We start from the raw sequence: 16,817 nt of genomic DNA, 5'->3' as shown, positions 1-16,817 counted from the left end.
GGTCATTGGTTATCGGCGTTCACGCTAGACCGGACCTTGCGGAACGTCAACGCTTACGTAAACGTCAACCTTGACCTTGGGGCATAGGTTTACATTCCTATGTCGCGGGCTTAATTTCCTTTCGGTCCCGTCACTTGGACGTGTGGAGGACCCGATGCTCTCGCACGCCGAACTGTGGACCGCGATCGACGCCCTGGCCAAGCGGTTCGACATGAGCCCCTCGGCCATGGCCAAGCTGGCGGGCCTGGACCCCACCGCCTTCAACCGCTCCAAGCGCGGCGACGTCGAGACGCGCCCCCGCTGGCCCTCGACCGAGAGCCTGGCCAAGGTGCTGGAAGCCACGGGGGTGGGGTTTTCCGAGTTCGCGGCCCTGACCGAGAGCGTGCAGGGCAAGCGCGCCGGCATTCCGCTGATCGGCCAGGCGCGGGCCGCGCCGGGCCTGTTCGACGAGGCGGGCGCGCCGCGCGGGGCGGGCTGGGAGGAGATGGAGCTTCCGGGGCCGCGGGAGGACGGGCTCTACGCCCTGGAGGTCGAGGGCGACGCCCTGGCGCCGGTCTATCGCGACGGCGACCGCCTTCTGGTCTCGGCGACGGCCGAGCCCCGGCGCGGCGACCGGGTGGTGGCGATGACCACCGAAGGCGAGGTTCTGATCAGGGAACTGGGCCGGCTGACGGCCCGGACGATCGAGCTGACCTCGGTCTTACGCGACGGCGACGACCGCACGCTCGACCGGATGGCGGTGGCCTGGGTCGCCTGCGTGCAGTGGGTCAGCCAGTAGGGTTGGACCCAAATCCGGCAGGATCAGGTGCGCGGGCAGTCGGCGTGGTGGCCGTTGAGCCAGTCGCGAAGGGCCGCGGCGCGGGGGTCCTCGCACGACACGTCGACCCGGTAGGAGGCCCAGGTGTCATTGTGGGCGGCCTCGATGCGGGCGCCGGGGAACTGCGAGGCGATGCCGCCGATCAGCGAGTCGAATTCCGAACGATCGTGCGGGCGAAGGGTGAAGGAAGCCATCGGACTATTCCTGGTTCTGATGGTTCCCAGGCTAGACTCCGAAGTTCGCACAAACCCTTAATTCGAAATTCAGATTCCGTTCATGAACCGAGGCACGGTGTCGCAGGACGCCGTAGATCCTCCCCCTCTGGGGGAGGTGGCCCGAAGGGCCGGAGGGGGGACGTTTTCAGCTTCCGCCGACTTAGCACCTCCCCCGAGAAACGGAGGAGGTGGCGCGCTGCGGATACCCAGCGTGACGGAGGGGGCGACGGTCGGCACGGCGCCCAGTCTCGCCCCCTCCACCACTTCGTGGTCCCCCTCCCCCCCGTTGCACGGGGGAGGAGTTTAAGACCTCAGCCCAGCTTCTCTTCGATCAGCGCGATCGTGCGGTCGACACCAAAGATCGCGGCAAAGGATCCGAAGCGCGGGCCCTGGCTCTGGCCCAGCAGCACTTCGTAGAGGGCCTGGAACCAGGCGCGCAGCGGATCGAAGCCGTGGGTCTTGCCCACCTCGAACACCTCGTTCTGGATCAGCTCGGCGTCCTGCGTGCCGGCCGGCATGGCCTTCAGCTTGGCCAGCAGGTCGAGGATCGCGGCGCGTTCCTGGTCGGTGGGCGCGCGGAAGGTCTTCGTCGGTTTGACGAAGTCCTCGTAGTAGTTGATCGCGTAGCCGGCCAGGCGGTCGAGCAGCGGCTGGGTTTCCGCCGACGCGCCCGGGATGTAGCGCGACAGGAAGCCCCAGAGGATCTCCTTGGTCGAGGCGTCGGCGGCCGAAACGAGGTTCAGCATCAGGCTGAACGACACCGGCGAGCCCTGCTCGGGCGGCTTGCCCGAATGGATGTGCCAGACCGGGTTGTCGAGTTGCTTGGCCGGTTCCTGGCGCTGGAAGGCGTCCAGTTGCTGCAGGTACTCGTCCGTCGCCTTGGGGATGACGTCGAAATAGAGCTTCTTGGCCGACTTGGGGCTCTGGAACATGTAATATGACAGGCTCTCCGGCGCGCCGTAGCGCAGCCAGTCCTCCATCGACAGGCCGTTGCCCTTGGACTTGGAGATCTTCTGGTTGTTCTCGTCCAGGAAGAGCTCGTAGTTGAAGCCTTCCGGCGGAACCCCGCCCAGCGCCTTGCAGATCGCGCCCGAGGCCTTGACCGAGTCGATCAGGTCCTTGCCGCTCATCTCGTAGTCGACGCCCAGGGCGGTCCAGCGCATGGCCCAGTCGGGCTTCCACTGCATCTTGACGTGGCCGCCGGTGACCGGGACCTCGACCTTGCTGCCGTCCTCGTCCTCGAAGACGATCGTGCCCTTCTCGACGTTGCGCTCCAGGGTCGGGACCTGCAGCACCTTGCCGGTGCTGGGGCTGATGGGGAGGAACGGCGAATAGGTGGCGCGGCGCTCTTCGCCGAGCGTCGGCAGCATCACCTTCTGGATGGCGTCGAAACGGGCCAGGGCCGTCAGCAGGGTCTCGTCGAACAGGCCGCCCTTGTAGCATTCGGTCGAGCTGACGAACTCGTACTCGAAGCCGAAGCTGTCGAGGAAGGCGCGCAGGCGGGCGTTGTTGTGGGCGCCGAAGCTGTCGTGGGTGCCGAAGGGGTCGCGGACGACCGTCAGCGGCTTGCCCAGGTCCTCGATCAGCGGCTGCTTGTTCTCGATGTTGTCGGGAACCTTGCGCAGGCCGTCCATGTCGTCGCTGAAGGCGATCAGGCGCGTGGGGATGTGGTCGTCGACCAGCGCGCGGAAGGCCTGGCGCACCATGGTCGTGCGCGCCACCTCGCCGAAGGTGCCCAGGTGCGGCAGGCCCGACGGGCCGTAGCCGGTCTCGAAGATCACGGCCTTCGAAAGGGCCGGATAGGCTTTCACCGCCTCGTCGGTCTTGCCGGCGTCGATCAGGGCTTTCGCGGCCTCCTGGTCGGCGCGATCGGGGAGGCGCACGCGCAGGACGCGGGCGATGGTGGCGCGCGCCTGCTCGAACGGCCAGGAGCGGGCTTCACGGGCGAGGGGGGAGAGGCCTTCAAACATGGCCGCGCGTATAAACCCTGGCGGGGGATGAGGCTAGGGCGTGGGGGTCACGCGAGAGGTCAGAACAGACGGGGATCGAACCGGAACGGCTCCTCGCGCTCCACCCGGACGCCGACGAAGGCCGAATGGCGCGGATTGATCAGGGTGTTGATCTCCTGCGGCACCACCTGGCTGGGCACGCGCAGGCACAACGCCTGTCCGGCGCTCAGGAAGGCGTCGCCGGCCGCCACGCTGTCGGCCGGAACCGCGTCCAGCACGAGGCTAGGCGCCTCGTCGGGCACGTGGATCCAAAGCAGGCGGTAGTCCAGCGGCAGCAGGTCGGGCGGCAGGTCGAGATGCACCAGCACCTCCAGCACGGCCAGGCTCGGGCTGGCGGCGGTGTAGAGCATCGGCCGTCCGGGCGAGTTCCAGCGGCCGCCGTAGAGCCGGGCCCCCTCCCCGTCCAGGCCGACGTGAGCCGCCTTGGCGATGCGATGGACGATCATCGACGAACCCTCAAAAGTGATCCGTCTTGGGATTCATACCGCATGGCGGGCGGCGTCAAATGCACGCCTCAAGCCGCCAGACCGTGCGCGATCTGGCCCAGCAGCCGCTCGACGCCCTGGGCGCCGAGATCGGTGTCGGCCATCGAGATCGGTGTCTGGCCTTCCAGAGTGCGGTTGGGCCGCTCCAACCAGCGCCAGGCGCGCTCCTGGTCGCCCAGCACGTCCTCGGCGGCCGCCACCATGCGGGCGATCCGCACCATGCGGTCGGACTCGGCCGGATCCAGCGGCTGGTCGGCGTCGCGGCGACGGTTGAGGGTGCGCCGGGGCATCACATAGGGCTCGATGGCCGAGAACGGCTGGTGGGTGGCCGCCAGGAAGCCGTCGACCGCCGCCACCGACAGGCCCCTGCGGACCAGCCGGACCACGTCGAACTCCGTGACGAGCGGGCCAGTCACGGCCTCGCCGCCGAGCAGTTCCTGGATTTTCACGACCGGGGCCATGCGATCTCAACCAAACGCCGCCACCTTGGCGGCGTTTTGAATATAGACCTATGGCGGGTTGTGGACAAGCTGGCGACCGCCAAGCGTGGTCCTCGCCCTTCGACAGGCTCAGGATGAGGACCACGGAACGGCCGTGCAGTAGAAAACCTCACCCTGAGCTCGTCGAAGGGCGAGGTTTTCGCCTCCCCTAAGCCGCCTTCGCACCCGCGCGGTTGCGCACTAGGTCATCCACCACCGACGGATCGGCGAGCGTCGAGGTGTCCCCCAGCGCGTCGACCGCGTTCTCGGCGATCTTGCGCAGGATGCGGCGCATGATCTTGCCCGAGCGGGTCTTGGGCAGGCCGGGGGCCCACTGCAGGACGTCGGGGGCGGCGAAGGGGCCGATCTCGTGGCGGACCCAGAGCACGAGCTGCTTGCGCAGTTCCTCGGTGGCCACCGCGTCGGCCTTCAGGGTGACGTAGGCGTAGACGCCCTGGCCCTTGATGTCGTGCGGGTAGCCGACCACCGCGGCCTCGGCGACGGCCTCGTGCGCCACCAGGGCGCTCTCGATCTCGGCCGTCCCTAAGCGGTGGCCCGAGACGTTGATGACGTCGTCGACCCGGCCGGTGATCCAGTAGTAGCCGTCGGCGTCGCGCTTGCAGCCGTCGCCGGTGAAATACTTGCCAGGATAGGTCGAGAAATAGGTCTCGAAGAAGCGCTGGTGATCGCCATAGACCGTGCGCATCTGGCCCGGCCAGCTGTCGGTGATCACGAGGTTGCCCTCGGTCGCGCCGTCCAGCACCGCGCCCTCGGCGTCCACGAGTTGCAGCTTCACGCCCGGCAGCGGCTTGGTGGCCGAGCCCGGCTTCAGGGCCGTGGCGCCCGGCAGCGGCGAAACCAGAATGCCGCCCGTCTCGGTCTGCCACCAGGTGTCGACGATCGGCAGGCGGTCCTTGCCGACCACGCGGTGATACCAGAGCCAAGCTTCCGGATTGATCGGCTCGCCGACGCTGCCCAGCAGACGCAGGGAAGACAGGTCGTTCTTGAGGACGTGCTCGTCGCCTTCGCGCATCAGGGCCCGCAGGGCCGTGGGCGCGGTGTAGAAGATCTCGACCTTGTGCTTGTCGACCACGTCCCAGAACCGCGACGGGGTCGGGTAGTTGGGCACGCCCTCGAAGATCAGGCTGGTCCCACCGTTGGCCAGCGGCCCGTAGACGACGTAGGAGTGGCCGGTGACCCAGCCCACGTCGGCGGTGCACCAGAAGATCTCGCCGGGGCGGTAGTCGAAGACCGACTCGAAGGTCCAGCTGGCCCAGGCCAGGTAGCCGCCGGTGGTGTGCAGCACGCCCTTGGGCTTACCCGTCGAGCCGGAGGTGTAGAGGATGAACAGCGGATCCTCGGCGTTCATCGGCTCGGGCTCGCAGACCGGCGAGGCCGCGTCCTTCACGTCGTTCCAGATCACGTCGCGGCCTTCGACCACCGGCACGTCGGCGCCGGTCCAGCGGACCATCAGCACCTTCTCGACCTGCGGACAGTGGGTCAGGGCCTCGTCGATATTGGCCTTGAGCGGGACGGTCTTGCCGCCGCGGCGGCCCTGGTCGGCGGTGATGACCAGGCGGGAGTCGCAGTCCTGGATGCGGCCGGCGATGCTGTCGGGCGAGAAGCCGCCGAACACGACGGAGTGGATGGCGCCGATGCGGGCGCAGGCCAGCATGGCGATCGCCGCCACCGGAACCATCGGCAGGTAGATGGTGATCCGGTCGCCCTTCCTGGCGCCCAGGTCTTTCAGCACATTGGCCATGCGGCAGACCTGGTCGTGCAGCTGGCCGTAGGTGATCTTGTCGGAAACGCCCGGCTCGTCGCCCTCGAAGATCAGGGCGACGTCGTCCTTGCGGCTGGCTAAGTGCCGGTCGATGCAGTTGGCGCTGACGTTCAGCACCCCGTCCTCGTACCAGCGGATGCGGAAGTCGTCCTTGGCGTAGGAGACGTCCTTGATCCTGGTGGGGGCCTTGATCCAGTCGAGACGGGCGGCGAGATCGCGCCAGTAGCCCTCGGGATCGCTCTCGACCCTGGCCACGGCGGCCTCATAGGCGGCGGCGTCGATATGGGCCTTGCCCGCCCAGTCTTCCGGAACCGGAAACAGCTGTCCGTCGCTCACCACGCGTCTCCCTAACGTCTCTTCAGTCGATCTTGTCGTCGCCAGCGATGTTGCCGCTGCGTCAGTCGTCGTCTTGCGAGCGGGAGTATGCGAAGCACCGCCTCCCGCGCAAGAAGACCAATTCTGTTTCGTGCGGCAGAATTCTGGTCTTGTTCGATTTGTCGGTTTTGGGGCCGTCGGCGCCGCCCTTCCCGTCGTCGCCGACCGGAGGAAAAGGAGCCCCCGCCGCGGCGGCGAGGGCCCAGGGGGAGGAACCGAAAAGGCCTAGAAGAAGCCCAGCGCCTTGGCGCTGTAGCTGACCAAGAGGTTCTTGGTCTGCTGGTAGTGGTCGAGCATCATCTTGTGGGTCTCGCGGCCCACGCCCGACTGCTTGTAGCCGCCGAAGGCCGCGTGGGCCGGATAGGCGTGGTAGCAGTTGGTCCACACCCGGCCGGCCTGGATGCCGCGCCCGAAGCGGTAGGCGCGCGAGCCGTCGCGGGTCCACACCCCGGCCCCGAGGCCGAAGGCGGTGTCGTTGGCGATCTCCAGAGCCTCTTCCTCGGTCTCGAAGGTGGTCACCGCCAGGACGGGGCCGAAGATCTCCTCCTGGAAGATCCGCATCTTGTTGTGGCCCTCGAAGACAGTGGGCTCGACATAGAAGCCGTCGGCCAGCTGGCCGGGCAGCACGGTGCGCGAGCCGCCGGTCAGCAGCCGCGCGCCCTCGTTGCGACCCACGTCCATGTAGCCGAGAATCTTGTTGAGCTGTTCTTCCGACGCCTGGGCGCCGATCATGGTCGAGGGGTCGAGCGGATTGCCCTGCACCACCGCCTGAACGCGCTTGAGCGCCTTCTCCATGAACTTGTCATAGACCGACTTCTGCACCAGGGCGCGGCTTGGGCAGGTGCAGACCTCGCCCTGATTGAGGGCGAACATCGCAAAGCCCTCCAAGGCCTTGTCGAGGAAGTCGTCATCCTGCGCGGCCACGTCGGCGAAGAAGATGTTGGGCGACTTGCCGCCCAGTTCCAGCGTCACCGGGATCAGGTTCTGGCTGGCGTACTGCATGATGAGGCGCCCGGTGGACGTCTCGCCGGTGAAGGCGATCTTGGCGATGCGCGGGCTGGACGCCAGCGGCTTGCCGGCCTCCAGGCCAAAGCCGTTGACGACGTTGACGACGCCCGGCGGCAGCAGGTCGCCGATCAGTTCGAACAGCACCATGATCGAGGCGGGAGTCTGCTCGGCGGGCTTCAGCACCACGCAGTTGCCGGCGGCGATGGCGGGCGCGAGCTTCCAGCAGGCCATCAGCAGCGGGAAGTTCCACGGGATGATCTGGCCGACCACGCCCAGGGGCTCGTGGAAGTGATAGGCGATGGTGTCGTGGTCGATCTCGGAGATCGAGCCTTCCTGGCTGCGCAGGCAGCCGGCGAAGTAGCGGAAGTGGTCGATGGCCAGCGGCAGGTCGGCGGCCGTGGTCTCGCGGATCGGCTTGCCGTTGTCCCAGGTCTCGGCGTTGGCCAGGACCGCGAGGTTCTCCTCCATGCGGTCGGCGATCTTCAGCAGGATACGCGAGCGCTCGGCGACGCTCGTTCTGCCCCAGGCGTCCTTGGCGGCGTGGGCGGCGTCCAGCGCGCGCTCGATGTCGACGGCCTGCGAGCGGGCGATCTCGCAGATCTTGCGGCCGGTGATCGGCGAGGCGTTGTCGAAATAGCGGCCGTCGGCCGGCGCGACCCACTGGCCGCCGATGAAGTTGTCGTAGCGCGCCTTGAACGGCGGGCGGGACAGCGAGTCGATGAACTCGGGCTTGGTCATGGTTTCCTCCGTCGCGCCGTGTTCGGCGTCTGGAGGGAGGTTGCGCCCGGTTTCTTGATGTGGAGCGGGGCGGCGGCGGAGACCGGCGCGGGGTGTCTCAGCTTTGCGACAGGTGGGGCGGCTCCTGAAGACCCTCTCCCAGAGGGAGAGGGTCAGCTACACCCGCCCCAGCCCCAGTCGGTTGATCTTCCGGTGCAGCGTCGCACGGCTCACCCCCAGCGCACCGGCGGCCGCAGACACGTTCCCTCCCGCCGCGCCGAGCGCCCGGCGGACGGCGGCGCGTTCGGCGTCTTCCAGGTCGGCGCCGCGGTCGGGGGACGGCAGGCCGCGCTTCAGCTTGTCGTCGGTCAGCTCCAGGGCCTGGCGGGCGGCGCGGGTGGCGCCGATGACCACGTCGTCGGCGTCGACCGCCAGCATCGGGGTCGAGGCGCGGTCGGCGCGGCCGTCGGCCAGCAGCACGATGCGCGCGCCGGGGAAGGCCTCGCGGAAGGCCTTGGACTCGATGCGGCGCGCCGCGTCGTTGACCACCGCCTCCATCAGCCCGGTCATGCCGTCCAGCCCGGGCCGGCAGGACGAGACGTCCAGCGCCCCGGCCAGCCTGCCTTGCGGATCGAACAGCGGCGCGACGGTGCAGCTAAGGCCGATGTTGCGGGTGTGGAAGTGCTGGTCGCGGTGGATGGTCAGGGTGCGCTGCTCTGCGATGCAGGTGCCGATGCCGTTGGTGCCCTCGCGCGCCTCGCTCCACACCGCACCGGTCCACAGGCCCCAGCGGTGGAACACCGGATCGTCGGCCGCCGCGCCACGTCGGTCGACCGGCACGCCGGCGCTGTCGGTCAGCAGCACGCAGGAGCCTTGCGCGCCCACGGCCTGGAACAGGGCGTCAAGCGTGTCGGAGGCCGCCGCGCGCAGGGCGCCCATGCGCTCCTGGACCTCTGAAAGCTCACGTTCGGTGAGGGTGTCGGGGGCCTTTCGGTTCTCCGGATCCAGGCCGTGCAGAACCAGGCTGCGCCGCCACGAGGCCGCCACCGGCGACAGGGCCGGTCCCGCGCCGTCGAGCACGGCCAGCACGTCCCGGGCGTGGGCTTGGGCCATCAGCGGTCTCCTCCCCGGCGTTCTGCGTGACGCCGGGCCAGCACCTTGCGCGCGGCAGCCGCCCCTCGGCAAGCACGCGCAGGTCGAGCGCGCCGCGGCTCCGCCGCACGCCGTTCGGGCAGTTTGGGGGTCGGCGAAGCCCGACTTCGGGCGTAAAGCGCTGGAAAGCCGGTCGCAACCCCGGCCGCCGACGCCTTTTCGGAGTACCCCGCCATGCTGCTCGCTCTTTCGACCTGGCCCGAGATCGAAGCCTTCCTGACGCGTTCGAAGACGGTGATCGTGCCGATCGGCTCCAACGAACAGCACGGCCCCACGGGCCTCCTGGGCACCGACTGGCTGTGCCCCGAGATCATCGCCCACGAGGCCTCCAGGCGTTCGGACGAGGTGCTGGTGGCGCCGACCTTCAACGTCGGCATGGCCCAGCACCACCTGGCCTTCCCGGGCACCATCTTCCTGCGCCCGTCGACCTTCATGGCCGCCATCGGCGACTGGACGCGCTCGCTGGGCGCCCACGGGTTCGAGAAGATCTATTTCCTCAACGGCCACGGCGGCAACGTCGCCACCATCGAGGCGGCCTTCTCGGAGATCTACGCCGAATACAGCTTCCGCAAGGAGCGCTGCCCCTTCGCCATGAAGCTGAAGAACTGGTGGGACCTCGACGGCGTCAACGCTCTGGCCATGCGCCAATTCCCGGTCGGCCACGGCAGCCACGCCACCCCGTCGGAAATCGCCGTCACCCAGTGGGGCTATCCCGACAGCATCAAGACCGCCGAGTACGAACCCAAGATCGCCCCCACCGGCCCGATCCGCGAGGCCCTGGACTTCCGCGCCCGCTACGCCGACGGCCGCATGGGTTCCGACCCGGCCCTGGCCACGCCCGAAAAGGGCGGCGAGTTGGTGGAGCAGGCCGTCGTGTCGCTGATCAAGGACCTGGCGGCGTTTGCGGGTGAGGCGCGGCCGTAACGCCAAAGATGCTCCCTCTCTGGGGGAGCTGTCGCGAAGCGACTGAGGGGGGTGCTCGGCATCGGCCGCCCCCCTCCGGCCCTCTGGGCCACCTCCCCCAGAGGGGGAGGATCGATCTAGATCACCCCCGCCCGCAGCAGGTCGTGGACGTGCAGCACGCCTACCGGCCGGCCGGCCTCGACGACGAACAGCACGGTGATCCGGCGCTCGTTCATCACCTTGAGGGCCTCGGCGGCCAGGGCGTGGGGACCGATGACCAGTGGCCCCTTGGTCATCACCTCGCCGGCGGCGTGGGTCATCAGGCCGTCCATATGGCGGCGAAGGTCGCCGTCGGTGATCAGGCCCACGAGGGCGCCGGACACATCGATCACGCCGACCGCGCCGAAGCGCTTCTGGCTCATGACCAGCAGCGCCTCGCTCATCGGCGCGCCCTCCCCGATCAGCGGCAGCTCGCCCTCGCCGTGCATCAGGTCGGCCACCGTGCGCAGCATCGCCCCCAGCTTGCCGCCGGGGTGGAAGACGCGGAAGTCGCTGGCGGTGAAGCCGCGGCTTTCCAGCAGCGCTACCGCCAGCGCGTCGCCAAGCGCGATCTGCAGGGTGGTCGAGGTGGTCGGGGCGTTGACCTCAGCCGTCGCCTCTGGCGCGTCGGGCAGCAGCAGCAGCACGTCGCCGGCCTGGCCCAGCTGGCTGCCAGCGACGGCGGTGATGGCGATCAGCGGAATGGAGAAGCGCTTGCAGTAGGCCAGGGTGTCGGCCAGCTCGCGGGCCTCGCCCGACTTCGACAGGGCCAGCACCACGTCGTCGGGGCCGATCATGCCGAGGTCGCCGTGGCTGGCCTCGGCGGGGTGGACGAACATCGCCTGGCTGCCGGTCGAGGCCAGGGTGGCGGCGATCTTGCGCGCCACGTGGCCCGACTTGCCCATGCCGGTGCAGACGATGCGGCCCTTGGCGTCGTGCATCACCTGGACGGCGCGGGCGAAGGCCTCGCCCAGCTCGTCGGCCATCTGGGTCAGGGCCTGGGCCTCGATGCTCAGCACCCGGCGGCCCACGGCCACGGCGTCGGAAATCGTATCGGTCATGTGGTCAGAAACTCCGTGCGCAGCCCATATCAGGCCCCGCGCGGTTGAGCGAGGGCGGGGCTTGCCCCCGGAGCGACCCGACATTCGGCGCTCGAGAAAAACCTCGTCCTTCGACAAGCTCAGGATGAGGTTTTCCTACTGCCGCGGCCTGTAGATGGTCCTCATCCTGAGCCTGTCGAAGGACGAGGGCCACGCACCACGACTGAACCCCGATCCGCGCCTAGCGCGGGATCTCGGCCGTCTTGACCAGGGCCACCTGGCGATAGACCGCGGCCACCTCGAAATAGCGGCCGAAGGCGGCGTGGAAGTGGTCGACCGCCTGCTTCACGCCCGGGCCGCCGATCTCGCTGATGTCGTGCCAATAGTCGTCGAGCACCATCATGCCGCCCACCTCGAGCAGGCTGGCGCAGCAGCACAGGTCGATCATCACCGCCAGGGCGGTATGGCTGCCGTCGACATAGATCAGGTCGAACTTGTCGCCGGCCTGCAGCATCTTGGGCAGCTCGTAGGTCGAGAAGCCCTTGTGGGTCGCCACCTTGCCGAAGGTGGTGCGGGCCATGTTGCGGTGGAAGCGCGGCTCGACCGCCAGGTACTTCTCTTCCGGGTTCAGGCCCTCGTCGAACCAGGGATCGATCACCGTCACGTCGAGGCGGTCGGGGAACATCCAGTCCATGAAGGCGAGGTTGCGGCCCTCATAGGCGCCGATCTCCATGTAGCGCGTCTTGGGACCGCCGGCCGGGCGACGGGCCATGAAGTCGCGCAGCAGCGGGGCCACGAAGGGAATGTTGTTGGCGGCCCAGGCCGAGGTGAACTCGAAGCCCTTGGTCTCGCAGTAGGCGGAAAAGGCGCCGGCGCTTTCGTTGTCGCGCGCCTTGCCCAGCATGGTGCGGGCCAGTTGCGGAGCCAGGCGCGGATTGATCTTGCCCAGCGAGCGCAGCTTGGCGCCCGCGCCGCGCGCGTCGACGGCGTCGGTCAGTTCGGCGTCGAAAGCACCCGTGGGGGCGGGGGTCGATCCGTCGGCCATGGCGGCGGGCTCCTCTCAAGGTCGAGGAACCCTAACCGACCATCGGTTAAGGAAGGGTCAGGCCGCGAGGACCTGGCCGTCCTCGACCGTGATCGGCCAGACGGTCAGGTGCTTGCCGGCGCAGGGCCCCGCCACGCAGGCGCCGTCGGCGATGCGGAACAGGGCCGCATGGCCGGCGCACAGGATCAGGTCGTTCTCGCGGGTGAGAAAGCGGCCGTTGATCCCGGCCAGGGGCCAGCCGGCGTGGGGACAGCTGTCGACATAGCCGAACACCCCGCCGTCCTTGCGAACGACGAAGCCGGCGAACATCGCCTGCCCCTCACGGTAACGGAAACCCGCCGCGCCCGGCTCGGGAATGTCGGCCAGGGCGCAGATCGCCTGGCCGGGCGCGGGGCGGGCGGGATTGTCGTCCATCAGGGACGTCAGACCGAGCCGACGGCCAGGCGCCAGGGATTGATCTCGACGCTCTCGAAGATCCCGGCGGCGGTGTAGGGATCATTGTCGGCCTGGGCCTGGGCGACGGCCTTGTCGTCGGCCTCGACCACCAGGATCGAGCCGATCGGATTGCCGGCGTCGTCCAGCAGGGCGCCGGCCAGCTTCAGGTTGGTCGACTGGGCCAGATATTCCAGGTGCTTGGGGCGTACGGCCAGGCGGGTTTCGAGCGCGCCGGGCTTGTCCTTGCAGACGATGGCGTAGAGCGGCATGGGCGGGGGTCCTTCCTAGAGATCAGTGGGGCCGTTCTGGAGGATCCTCCCCCTGTGGGGGAGGTGTCGGCGCAGCCGACGGAGGGGGAAGCAGCTGATGAGACGGCCAGCGCCTCGAAAGCTGAAAACGTCCCCCCTCCGGCGCTTCGCGCCACCTCTCCCAAAGGGGGAGGATCTTGTTTCTTCCTACCCCTCGGCCTTCAACGGGCGGGAGAGCAGGCCGAGGATGGCGCTGTCGACGTCGACCTCGCCGGCCAGGATGGCGGCGACAGCCTCGCAGATCGGGGTCTCGACGCCGAGCTTGCGGGCCAGGGCGCGAACGGCCGGGGCCGAGGCGACGCCTTCGGCGACGCTGACCTTGCCGGCCAGGGCCTGTTCCAGGGTCTGGCCCGCGCCCAAAGCGAGGCCCACGCTCATGTTGCGCGACTGGCTGGACGAGCAGGTCAGCACCAGGTCGCCCAGGCCGCAAAGGCCCGCGACCGTCTCGGCCTTGCCGCCGGCGGCCACCGCCAGGCGGGTCAGTTCGGCGAAGCCCCGGGTGATCAGGGCGGCGTGGGCGTTGCGGCCCAGGCCCTTGCCCTCGGAGATGCCGCAGGCGATGGCCAGCACGTTCTTGACCGCCCCGCCGGCCTCGGCGCCGATCACGTCGGCGGCCCAGTAGGGGCGGAAGGTCGGGATGGCGATGGCCTCGACGATCGCCTTGCCCAGGGCCTCGTCCTCGCAGGCCAGGGTGGCGGCGGCGGGCAGGCCGCGGGCCACCTCGCCGGCGAAGCTGGGGCCCGACAGCACGGCGATGGCGACGCCCGGCAGGGCTTCGGCCGCCACCTCCGTCATCAGCTTCAGCGAGCCCTGCTCGACGCCCTTGGAGCACAGCACCACCGGAACGCCGGGCTTCAGGTGCGGGGCCAGGGCCGCCATGGCCGAGCGCAGGTGTTGGGCCGGCGGCACGGCCAGGATGAGGTCGCAAGACCCCAGGCCCGCCATCTCGGAAACGGCGGTGATCGCCGGCTCCAGCGTCACGCCCGGCAGGAACACCGTGTTCTCGCGCTGGGCGGCGATCGAGGCGACGACCTCGGGCTCGCGGGCCTGCAGGGTGACCTTGAGGCCGGCGCGCGCAGCCACCTGGGCCAGGGCCGTGCCCCACGCCCCGGCGCCGACGACGCCCGCGTGCTTGAAGCTCATGCCTTGGCTCCCTTTCGACCGAAACTGTTGCTCGGATTGGATAACGCCGCGGCCTCGTCGAGGGGCCAGCGGGGACGCGCCACGGCGTCCAGATCATCGGAAATGCCCACCGCCAGGCGCTCGGCCCCGGCCAGGGCGATCATGGCGGCGTTGTCGGTGCAGTAGGCCAGCGGCGGGGCGTCGAAGGAAAAGCCGTTGTCCTCGCACACCTTCAGCAGGGCCGCGCGCACCGCGCCGTTGGCGGCCACCCCGCCGGCGACGACGAAGCGGCGCTCGCCGGCCGCATGTTCGGCGGCATAGAGCTTCATGGCCCGGTCGGTGCGTTCGGAAAGCTGGCGGGCGATGGCGAACTGCACGGCGGCGGCCAGATCGGCGCGCTCCTGATCCGTCGTCAGGGTCGCGGCGATGCGGGCGGCGGCCGTCTTCAGGCCCGAGAACGAGAAGTCGCAGTCCTTGCGGCCCAGGAGGGCGCGCGGCAATTCGTACTTCGAGGCGTCGCCCGCCTTGGCCAGCTTTTCCAGCGCCGGGCCGCCTGGATAGGGCAAACCAAGGCTCTTGGCGATCTTGTCGAAGGCCTCGCCGGCCGCGTCGTCGATGGTGGTGCCCAGGCGCTTGCAGGCGCCCACGCCGCCGACCTCGAGCAGCTGGCAGTGTCCGCCGGAAACCAGCAGCAGCAGGAAGGGATAGGCCACCTCGGCGCCCAGACGGGCCGAGACCGCGTGGCCTTCCAGGTGATTGACCGCCACCAGCGGCAGGTCGCGGGCCAGGGCCACCGCCTTGCCGAACGCCAGGCCGACCATCACCCCGCCGACCAGGCCCGGTCCGGCCGTGGCCGCCACGCCGTCCAGCGCGTCATAGCCGATCCCGGCCGCGCGCATGGCCTGGGCGGCGACGCTGTCGATGACCTCGACATGGGCGCGGGCGGCGATCTCGGGCACCACCCCGCCGAACGGGGCGTGCTGTTCGAACTGGGTGCCGACGATCGACGACAGCACCTCGACGCGCCCGTCCGCGCTCCGGCGCACCACCGAGGCGGCGGTCTCGTCGCAGCTGGTCTCCAGACCAAGGACGGTGAGACCCTTCTCCAGGCCCGAGTTCTTAAGGGTTGTCATCCGGTTGCGGGGGTCCCGCAGCTCCTGTAGCAGCATGGCTTACGAAGTTTCGTAGCAGGTAACGTCCAGACCGTGTCCCGGCAACCCATCCGCATCGGCGCGCGCGGCTCCAAGCTCTCGCTCGCCCAGTCCGGCCACATGCAGGCGCGGATCGCCCACGCCCTCGGCGCGCCGCTGGACGCCGACCCGGAAGAGATCGCCTCCTACGCCCAGCTGATCCCGATCGTCACCAGCGGCGACCGCATCCAGGACCGCCGACTGATGGAGATCGGCGGCAAGGGCCTGTTCACCAAGGAGATCGAGGAGGCCCTGCTCGACGGCCGCATCGACTGCGCGGTGCATTCGCTGAAGGACATGCCGGCCGAACTGCCGCCGGGCCTGGTGCTGGCCGCCACGCCCGAACGTGAAGATCCCCGCGACGCCTTCATCAGCAAGGTCGCCCAGCGGCTGGAAGACCTGCCCCACGGCGCGCGCCTGGGCACCGCGTCCCTGCGTCGCCAGGCCCAGGCCCTGCACGTGCGCCCCGACCTCGACGTCGTCATGCTGCGCGGCAATGTCGACACCCGCCTGGCCAAGCTGGAGCGCGGCGAGGCCGACGCCATCCTGCTGGCGCAGTCGGGCCTCAACCGCCTGGGCATGGGCCACATCCCGCAAAGCTGGCTCGACCCGCTGGCCGCCCCGCCCGCCCCGGGCCAGGGCGCCCTGGCCATCGAAAGCCGGGCCGAGGACGTCGACGCCCCCTGGCTGGCCGCCATCCGCTGCCGGCCGACCACCATCGCCGTGGCCGCCGAACGCGGCGCGCTCTACGCCCTGGAAGGCTCGTGCCGCACGGCCGTCGGCGCCTATGGCCGCCTGGACGGCTCGCGCCTCTCGCTGCTGGTCGAGGCCCTCAGCCCCGACGGCGTCCTGCGCGTCCGCCACGAGGGCGAGGTCGTGCTGACCGGCGACGACGACGCCGGCCAGGCGCTGGCCCTGGGCCTGTCGCTCGGCGCTGCGGTCAAGGCCGAGGGCGGCGACGCCATCATCGCGCCGACGGAATGACGGCGGACGCGCCCCGCGTCTGGATCACCCGCGCCCGCCCCGGCGCCGAGGCCACCGCCGCGCGTCTTACGGCGCTCGGCTTTTCGCCCCTGGTCGACCCGCTGCTGGAGGTCCGCGACCTGGGATGGACGGCCGACCTCTCCGGCGTCGGCGCCCTGGCCTTCACCAGCCGCAACGGCGTGGCCGCTTTCGCCCGGGCCAGCGCCCAGCGCGGCCTGCCGGTGTTCGCGGTCGGCGCAGCCACCGCCGACCTCGCCGCCGAGGCCGGCTTTTCCCGGATCGAATCGGCCGACGGCGACGTCGCCGCCCTGGCCGCCCTGATCGCCGCCCGCCGCATGACTTTCGAAGGCGCGGTGCTGCATCCGGCCGCCGCCGAGCCGGCCGGCGACCTCGTCTCGCCGCTGCTGCGCGCCGGGATCGAGGCCCGCACGGCCGCCGTCTACGAAAGCGTCGTCCGCGCCCCGGCCGCCGAGACCCTGGCGACGCTCGGCGGCCTTGACGCCGTGCTGCTGCATTCGCCCAAGGCCGCCCGGGCGCTGGCCGCCCTGCTGGCGCAGCATCCCGCGCCCGGCCTGAAGGCCTTCTGCCTGTCGCCGGCCGTGGCCGCGCCGCTGGCCGGTCTTTCCGCCGACGGACATCTGGGGCCTGTGGCCGCCGCGCCGCGCCCCCGCGAAACAGCGTTGTTCGAGCTGCTCTCGCCTTAAGGCGAAG

At 69.7% G+C, this 16,817-nt stretch carries 17 protein-coding genes and 1 pseudogene; 4 read left to right on the top strand and 14 right to left on the bottom strand.

The genetic code is table 11. The features are described 5' to 3' along the window. Nucleotides 1-154: 154 nt before the first annotated feature. Nucleotides 155-778 (top strand): S24 family peptidase, encoded by a 624-nt coding sequence (locus ACODR1_RS01225; RefSeq protein ID WP_488878824.1) that lies wholly within the window; start codon nucleotides 155-157, stop codon nucleotides 776-778. Between the two features lie 23 nt (nucleotides 779-801). Here the strand turns inward: ACODR1_RS01225 and ACODR1_RS01220 are convergent, their stop codons facing one another. The 7 genes from ACODR1_RS01220 to ACODR1_RS01190 form a co-directional block, all read right to left on the bottom strand. After that, complete coding sequence (locus tag ACODR1_RS01220) at nucleotides 802-1,011, bottom strand: hypothetical protein (RefSeq protein ID WP_058348051.1); 210 nt, start codon at nucleotides 1,009-1,011, stop codon at nucleotides 802-804. Nucleotides 1,012-1,343: 332 nt separating this feature from the next. Further along, nucleotides 1,344-3,002 (bottom strand): lysine--tRNA ligase, encoded by a 1,659-nt coding sequence (locus tag ACODR1_RS01215; protein ID WP_488878823.1) that lies wholly within the window; start codon nucleotides 3,000-3,002, stop codon nucleotides 1,344-1,346. Between the two features lie 59 nt (nucleotides 3,003-3,061). Next, on the bottom strand, nucleotides 3,062-3,487 hold the full coding sequence (locus ACODR1_RS01210) for an RES family NAD+ phosphorylase (RefSeq protein ID WP_488878822.1): 426 nt from the start codon (nucleotides 3,485-3,487) through the stop codon (nucleotides 3,062-3,064). A gap of 68 nt (nucleotides 3,488-3,555) precedes the next feature. After that, nucleotides 3,556-3,987, bottom strand: a complete 432-nt coding sequence (locus ACODR1_RS01205; RefSeq protein WP_488878821.1) for an Xre family toxin-antitoxin system antitoxin — start codon at nucleotides 3,985-3,987, stop codon at nucleotides 3,556-3,558. 187 nt (nucleotides 3,988-4,174) lie between these two features. Then, nucleotides 4,175-6,127 carry an acetate--CoA ligase gene (gene acs / locus ACODR1_RS01200; RefSeq protein ID WP_488878820.1) on the bottom strand — a complete coding sequence of 651 codons (1,953 nt, stop codon included), beginning with the start codon at nucleotides 6,125-6,127 and terminating at the stop codon, nucleotides 4,175-4,177. A gap of 261 nt (nucleotides 6,128-6,388) precedes the next feature. Next, on the bottom strand, nucleotides 6,389-7,909 hold the full coding sequence (gene adh, locus ACODR1_RS01195) for an aldehyde dehydrogenase (RefSeq protein ID WP_488878819.1): 1,521 nt from the start codon (nucleotides 7,907-7,909) through the stop codon (nucleotides 6,389-6,391). 156 nt (nucleotides 7,910-8,065) lie between these two features. Then, nucleotides 8,066-9,001 (bottom strand): GAF domain-containing protein, encoded by a 936-nt coding sequence (locus ACODR1_RS01190; protein WP_488878818.1) that lies wholly within the window; start codon nucleotides 8,999-9,001, stop codon nucleotides 8,066-8,068. A 213-nt stretch (nucleotides 9,002-9,214) separates the two neighbouring features. Here ACODR1_RS01190 and ACODR1_RS01185 point away from each other — a divergent pair, with 213 nt between their 5' ends. After that, on the top strand, nucleotides 9,215-9,964 hold the full coding sequence (locus ACODR1_RS01185; protein WP_488878817.1) for a creatininase family protein: 750 nt from the start codon (nucleotides 9,215-9,217) through the stop codon (nucleotides 9,962-9,964). Between the two features lie 116 nt (nucleotides 9,965-10,080). On the opposite strand, the gene ACODR1_RS01180 is transcribed toward ACODR1_RS01185, so the two are convergent. The 7 genes and pseudogenes from ACODR1_RS01180 to tsaD all read right to left on the bottom strand — a co-directional run bounded on the left by ACODR1_RS01180 (nucleotide 10,081) and on the right by tsaD (nucleotide 15,065). Further along, the gene (locus ACODR1_RS01180; protein WP_488878816.1) at nucleotides 10,081-11,043 is read right to left on the bottom strand and encodes a KpsF/GutQ family sugar-phosphate isomerase; all 963 of its coding nucleotides are present in this window, start codon (nucleotides 11,041-11,043) and stop codon (nucleotides 10,081-10,083) included. A gap of 100 nt (nucleotides 11,044-11,143) precedes the next feature. Beyond that, nucleotides 11,144-11,257, bottom strand: a pseudogene (locus tag ACODR1_RS01175) (hypothetical protein); the annotation flags it as partial. Nucleotides 11,258-11,263: 6 nt separating this feature from the next. Then, nucleotides 11,264-12,067: a class I SAM-dependent methyltransferase gene (locus ACODR1_RS01170; RefSeq protein WP_488878815.1), complete on the bottom strand. Its 804-nt coding sequence runs from the start codon at nucleotides 12,065-12,067 to the stop codon at nucleotides 11,264-11,266. 57 nt (nucleotides 12,068-12,124) lie between these two features. Then, nucleotides 12,125-12,481, bottom strand: a complete 357-nt coding sequence (locus ACODR1_RS01165; protein WP_116488523.1) for a Rieske (2Fe-2S) protein — start codon at nucleotides 12,479-12,481, stop codon at nucleotides 12,125-12,127. Between the two features lie 8 nt (nucleotides 12,482-12,489). Beyond that, nucleotides 12,490-12,771, bottom strand: a complete 282-nt coding sequence (locus ACODR1_RS01160; RefSeq protein WP_488878814.1) for a YciI family protein — start codon at nucleotides 12,769-12,771, stop codon at nucleotides 12,490-12,492. Nucleotides 12,772-12,957: 186 nt separating this feature from the next. Then, nucleotides 12,958-13,953 (bottom strand): NAD(P)H-dependent glycerol-3-phosphate dehydrogenase, encoded by a 996-nt coding sequence (locus tag ACODR1_RS01155; RefSeq protein WP_488878813.1) that lies wholly within the window; start codon nucleotides 13,951-13,953, stop codon nucleotides 12,958-12,960. Then, complete coding sequence (gene tsaD / locus ACODR1_RS01150) at nucleotides 13,950-15,065, bottom strand: tRNA (adenosine(37)-N6)-threonylcarbamoyltransferase complex transferase subunit TsaD (protein ID WP_488878812.1); 1,116 nt, start codon at nucleotides 15,063-15,065, stop codon at nucleotides 13,950-13,952. Before tsaD ends, ACODR1_RS01155 begins: the two co-directional genes overlap by 4 nt. Before the next feature lie 72 nt (nucleotides 15,066-15,137). Here tsaD and hemC point away from each other — a divergent pair, with 72 nt between their 5' ends. Together hemC and ACODR1_RS01140 are read left to right on the top strand one after the other, a co-directional pair. Then, nucleotides 15,138-16,106 (top strand): hydroxymethylbilane synthase, encoded by a 969-nt coding sequence (hemC, locus tag ACODR1_RS01145; RefSeq protein ID WP_488878811.1) that lies wholly within the window; start codon nucleotides 15,138-15,140, stop codon nucleotides 16,104-16,106. Further along, nucleotides 16,103-16,810, top strand: a complete 708-nt coding sequence (locus tag ACODR1_RS01140; RefSeq protein ID WP_488878810.1) for a uroporphyrinogen-III synthase — start codon at nucleotides 16,103-16,105, stop codon at nucleotides 16,808-16,810. Before hemC ends, ACODR1_RS01140 begins: the two co-directional genes overlap by 4 nt. Nucleotides 16,811-16,817 lie beyond the last annotated feature (7 nt).

The organism is Caulobacter sp. FG7 (assembly GCF_057808875.1).
Note: the sequence above shows the minus strand (reverse complement) of the source record. Positions and strands in the feature narration are given on the sequence as shown.